The sequence below is a fragment of the Campylobacter sp. 2018MI01 genome (assembly GCF_018501205.1).
Lineage (GTDB): Bacteria > Campylobacterota > Campylobacteria > Campylobacterales > Campylobacteraceae > Campylobacter_E.
The window spans coordinates 1-6225 of the sequence record NZ_JAHCZE010000070.1 but is presented as its reverse complement, the minus strand read 5'-3'; the positions used below and the strand labels follow the sequence as shown (position 1 = coordinate 6225).

At 25.0% G+C, this 6225-nt stretch carries 4 protein-coding genes; all 4 read right to left on the bottom strand.

The genetic code is table 11. The features are described from left to right. Positions 1-362, bottom strand: a 362-nt coding sequence (locus KJQ97_RS08435) for a hypothetical protein (RefSeq protein WP_214120558.1), incomplete at its 3' end; no start/stop codon positions are given. A 283-nt stretch (positions 363-645) separates the two neighbouring features. Then, positions 646-981 (bottom strand): hypothetical protein, encoded by a 336-nt coding sequence (locus tag KJQ97_RS08430; protein ID WP_214120557.1) that lies wholly within the window; start codon positions 979-981, stop codon positions 646-648. 130 nt (positions 982-1111) lie between these two features. Continuing rightward, entirely contained in the window at positions 1112-5458 is a 4347-nt protein-coding gene (locus KJQ97_RS08425) for an SPM autocatalytic domain-containing protein (protein WP_214120556.1), read from the bottom strand. 9 nt (positions 5459-5467) lie between these two features. Next, positions 5468-6085 carry a hypothetical protein gene (locus KJQ97_RS08420; protein WP_214120555.1) on the bottom strand — a complete coding sequence of 206 codons (618 nt, stop codon included), beginning with the start codon at positions 6083-6085 and terminating at the stop codon, positions 5468-5470. Positions 6086-6225: the final 140 nt, after the last annotated feature.

Sequence of the window (6225 nt, the reverse complement as noted above, 5' to 3'; positions counted from 1 at the left end):
TTATTGATTTTTTCTAATTGCGTATGTGGATATCTTTCAAAAAAATTTTGAATAGCGTATTTTTGTTTTTGTAACTCATCAATAATGCAACCATATCCAAGTTCATTGTAATTTACCTTATATGTTCTTTTATCACCAAAATCATAATATGGTTTATATCCTTGCTTTAATAAAATTTCTTCAACTTTTTTTAATTCCTTTGTTACCTTAACAAAATCACTATAATCGTAAGGTTTTGTAACATAATATTCTATTATTGTAAAAGCGCCGATGAATAAAATAGATAATATAAATAGTATGCAAAGCAATGCAAATATACAATACAATAATTTTCTTATAAACTCTATTAGCTTAGAATACATTTATCGCTCCAAATATAAAACAACTTTTATGGTTTAGTATAGCAAATAAGTTTATTTAAATTCTTTTAAACAATCAGGTTAATTGATGGTATAAAATATTTTGGAATTTAAATTAGGATTTTAATAAATTTAAAAATGTTTTATTGTAAAAATAGTTGGAATTAAAAGTTATTATTTTTTGCTTTTATATTTTATATAACAATAAAATAAAATAGTAGATATAAAAGCTATAGCAAGACTTAATATGCTATTTTTTATAGGAAGTGATGCGATATTATCTATATTAAATTTCTTTAGTATTTTTAATTAAAACATATTTATCAATAATTAATATATGAAATACATGCATAAAATAACCATACAAAAATATTAAGATAAAAAAACATATAAGTTCGTTAGCTATAACACAATAAAACACATACATCAAAATAACACTAAAAATAAGAGCAAAAACATTGCAAATAAAAATCAAAATTCCTAAAATATCTCTTGTTTGGTGTTTGTAAATAGCTTCACAATAATCGCATTTCATTATATATCCTAAATCTTCATCAAAAACATGTGTTTTAGGTAAAGGAATTTTATTTTTACAAACTTCACATTTTTTATAAAAAAACATTTAAATGCCTTAACTTGCTAATTAATTTTTTATAATATAAAGTTTTAGTAAAAAATCCATAAAATTTAAAAATAATTATTAATTTAATTTCAAATTCCTAATCCAAATTCTTAAAGAATTTGGATTTAGTTTATAAATATACTTGAATATTGTTGTTTTTATCATCTGTATATGTAATAAATCCAGATGAATTAGGCGAGTAAGCATTCGTATCTTGTATTAGTCTTTCTGTGTTTTTTAAATAAGATGATAAATCAGGTTTAATCACTTTATTTACCAAATCCTCATAGCTTGGTAATTCTTTTGCGGCTGTATTTATAAACTCATCATAGCATAAAGTTTTATCACTAAAAACAAATTTTTCAATCTTATTAAATCCTATCCCAAAATTACCTAATATAGTAACACTATCTTTATTATTGTTATATTTGATGATTAGATTATCTACATCTTTTTTAAGCACAACTTCACTAAAGCTAATATCATTAAATTTAATAGTATCATATCCTAAGGCATCTTTTATATAATCATTTCCATCATTTCTATTAAAGATATATGTATCATTTCCAGCACCGCCGTCTAAATAATCATCTCCTTTACCACCAATTAAAGTATCATTACCAAATAAGCCATATATTTTATCGCTATATTCACTTCCAATTAAAGTATCATTACCCCAAGTAGGAGTTAATACCATTTGTCTTAAATCATTAGCACTTAAAGTCTTATCTTGTAATACTAAAGCAGATATATCATAATCTTTTTTGAAAAAATCTACAACTTTTATAGATGAACTTTCATCAACCACTTTTCTAAACCAACCAGCACTTTTTAGCTTGTTTATTATTAAATCATCATTATTTCTAGTAATTTTTACAAATGATGAGCTAACATCTAGGATTATTTCATCATAAGCATTATCATTTCTAAGATTAATTATTGTATCTTTCCCCCAAACTCCTTTATAAATATACTTATCATTCCCCATACCGCCTTGCAAGATATCATCTCCTGCTCCGCCTATAATGATATCATCACCATCTCCTGCATAAATATCATCATTACCATTGCCACCATTTATGATGTCTGCTCCTGCTCCACTTCTTATGATATCATCTCCATCCCCACCATCAATAATATCATCTCCATTATGTGTGATTATGGTATCGTTGCCATCTAGCATAGTTATTACATAATCTTTATTTGTAAAAAACATTGTAAAGTTATCATCACCATTTGTAGGTGTATAAACTCTATTAATTATCTCATCCTTATTTATGCTTGTATTATTAGCGAATTTGATTTCATCAATAGTATTTCTTAAATCTTCATATGCAAAAAAGTCTTTAACTCTAATGCTATTATTATCATCTTTAATCAGCATTAAATCATCATAATTTCTTACATATTTTAAATTATTGGCATTTATGCTTGCATCGTTAAATTTAATACAATCTATATCATTTAGATTTGATTTGTAGTTTATGATAGTATCGTGCCCGAAATCTTTATCAAAAACATAAGTATCATTGCCTGCTCCACCCACTAAAGTATCATCGCCAATTCCACCGATTAAGGTATCATCGCCATCAAGTCCATATAAAGTATCTTTACCATTTAATAAATTTGTCCCTACTAATGTATCATTACCACTTGTTCCTGTTTGAGTTGATAGTGCATTTATAGTATCTTCATCTAAAAGTTTTAAATAATCACTTAAAGTATAATTATTCATTGTTTTTATAAAATCACCTAGTAATATTACACAATCATTTAAAGAATTTATATCTTTAAAGCTTGTTATAAACTCAGCTAAATCAACGAAAGCTTTTTTAGGATTTGTTTCATTAATAGCCTTAAATTTTTCTATACTTTTAGAAAAATCTAATTTAAGCTCATACGAGCCATTGTTTTCGTAGCTAGTAATGTTTATTTCATTATAGTATTCTTTTAATCTTGTTTGAAATAACAATCCCTTATAAACATAAGTTCTTAAACTATCATAAGTATTATTAAAGCTATTTCTAAGCTCGTTAAACTCATTTAAACTAGCTATATAAAAATCTTGATTATTAACGCCTAAAAATGAATTAATAATTGATATTTTTTGCTTAAGCTCATTAAACTCATTTTTTAAACTTTCGCTAATAGTAAAATTAGCATATTCTCTAGCTTGTGATGGCGTAAGCCATAAATCCCTTATACTATCAGTATTGCTAGGATTATTGCTATCAAATTCTTTGGTTTTAGATAGGTTAAAGTCTTTGTTTAAAGCTTTATTAGTATTAGCCCAAGCATAAATTAGACTATCAAGCTTATTTAATTGCTCTTCTTTGCTGTTTGTAGATGAATAATCTTTAAGCAATGCTTTTAATTTAGTATCTAAACAAGCAGCATCCCTTAAATCTCTTAATACTCCATAGCCTTTAAGATTTGCTAGATTTAATTCTTCTTCTGAATATTTTATCTTGTCTTTAAATACTCTTTCTATACTACTAACGCTAAAATTAATATCAGCTAATAAGCTTTCTTTATCATCCTTGATAAAGGTAGCTGTTTGAGTGATGGTGTTATCATTATCAAGCTTTTGATTTGTATCTTTATAGTTTAGATTTATACTAGTTATGTTTAAATCTTTTAAAGACTTTAGCTCGTTTATTTGCGTTATGCCATCTTCGTTTAAGTCTTGCCAAATTTTAAGATTGTTAAACTTTTTATCGTTTATATCAATTACTCCGTCTTTATTACTATCTAAAAGCTTTAAGGCTTCAAAGCCGTTTAGAGCAAGTGTGGTTTGAGTAGGATTTAAGGTTTGATTATTGTTAGTATCTAAAGCTTTAAAATCACTACTTGGAATTTCAGTAAAGTTTCCAAATAATTCATTGCCATTATCTATTAGATTATTATTGTTTTTATCTAATACTAATAATCCATCATCTTTACTAATCCAAGATGATTTATAAGCTATGTTGTCATTATTGTGGTCAAAAAATGCCTTAGAATTATTAAGAGTGATTGTATCTATTGTGCCGTTGTTGTTTAGGTCTAGGACTAGTGGGTCGTATTTTATAACTTTAGCCATTGGATTATAGAAAATGTTTAAAGTTTTATTTTTATATAAACTATTTTTAAAATCATCACTATAATCCCCTTTAAATGTATCTTTAAAGGTTCTTGATACAAAATCTTTATAATCAAATATTTTTGCCAAATCTCCGTTTGCTTCAACCAATACTTTATCTTCTAAAAATTTAACTCTTCCTTGTTCTATTAAATTTGGATTTAGTTTGATTAAAGATTTAACACTCATTTTGTTTGCTTTTGCAATATCTATGATTGTATCGCCTTGTTTTACTACATATTTTTTATTATCTCCTAATAAAATCTCTTCTCCTACTAATATCTTAATATTAGTTAGCACAAACGATTTACTAGGTATATAATCTATAATATCTTTTAAAGTATCATTATCTAATTGTTTTATATCATATTTAACATTATTGATACTAGCCTTATTTGCCCCACTAAATAGTGCTAAATCAAATAAATCTTCATCAGATAAATTAGAATTATTATCAGTGCTTATTGTGATAAAATCTTTATTTTCAATAATTTGAATTATACTTGAATCAGATATGCTTATAGATTTAATATTTTGCATGTCTAACTTTTCAACTATATTAGATAAATCAGACTTTGTTTTTAAAAAAGGCGTTGTATATACAAAATCACAATCATCTAATATTTTTATTTTTATCAAACCAAACATATAGTATTTTATTTTTGCATGTTTTTCATATTTTTGATCTTTAATCGTTTCATATTCATTAAAATTAATATTATAGGTTTTTTTGTAATTATCAAATTTTAGTTCTGTCTCTACGGTATATGGATACAATAAGTTTAAAATAAAATTGATAGCCTTGGTACCTTCACCACCTTTATAATCAAAATTATCATTTGCTATACTTATATTAAAATTTTTAATTTCTTTAGGTTTTAAATTTTCATCAAGGACGTAAATTGCTTCCCCATCATTTTTTATACCCATCGTGTTAAAGATAAAAACATCTTTGGCAAAATCAATACTATTAACTCCTTTAGATGATAATTGCATTGATGTCGTTGCATCTTGTATGTCTTTAACTATTGTAAAAAGCTTTTTATTATCACCATAAAATAATTCTGCAAATTGCTTTTGATTTAAATAATAATTTTTCCCATCAAATTCAACATCTTTAAGCAAATCTTTATTAAGTTCTTTACCTGTACTTGTTTTACCCGAAAAAAACACATGAACCATTTTAAAATCAACTGGGCTAATTTTGTTACCATATTTTTCAAAAAACTGCCTACTATCTACTTTAAAATAGTCCAACTCATAATTAAAAAATTTTTTTACACCATTTAAATTAGCAGTTTTTGCAACTATACATGCACTTAAATCATCATATAAATCCAATTTTATTTCAGCCATTTTCTCTCCTTAATTGTATTTTATTTTATATGTTGGGATTACATAACCACACCCATCTATATAATATTCTCTCTCTTCTTTTTCCTTAGTATATGAGTTATATAACATTACTTGCATTTCATCTCCATCTATAAATTGAAATGAATTTTTATCAAAAAATCTTTTTTCAAAAAATACTAGATTATTGTTAAATTCATTAACTTCTTTTAATTCTAAACTATCTAAAGTTTTAAGAGATTTAACTTCATCAATGCTATTATAATTTTGCACTTCATATATTTTTGCATTACTTAATTTAAAATAATTTGCAATTGCTCTTTTATATTTTTCTTCTTTTTCTAAATTACATTTATATCCGCTTTTAGAATAATCATATTTATAATTTGTATACTCATTTTTAAAATCCCAAAATAATAAATAGCCTTCTACCTCTAATTGCCTTTCAAGAGAGCAAAGCTCTTTTTTGGTTTTAAGAAATTTATCATAAGTTGAACTAAAGTATTTACTATAGATATCGTATGAATACTGAACAAGCATTAAAAAAGCGAAAATAGCAATGATAAAAAACGCTAAACTCAAACCAACAAATAAAGATTTTTTTATTAATTCTTTAATAAAAGAAAGCATTTATTCTCCTTTTACTTAAAATCTTTTCAATTTTCTTTTGTTGTTTTGCTATGTATTTTTCGCCTAGTGGTTGTGCTTCTTCTTTTGCTTCCATTTCATAGCCACCTTTACTCATTGCAGAATACTTTTGTCTAAACTCT

Excerpts from the sequence above, each read along its gene's own strand:
- KJQ97_RS08430 (WP_214120557.1), bottom strand. The coding sequence starts at position 981 with ATGTTTTTTTATAAAAAATGTGAAGTTTGTAAAAATAAAATTCCTTTA.
- KJQ97_RS08425 (WP_214120556.1), bottom strand. The coding sequence starts at position 5,458 with ATGGCTGAAATAAAATTGGATTTATATGATGATTTAAGTGCATGTATA.
- KJQ97_RS08420 (WP_214120555.1), bottom strand. The coding sequence starts at position 6,085 with ATGCTTTCTTTTATTAAAGAATTAATAAAAAAATCTTTATTTGTTGGT.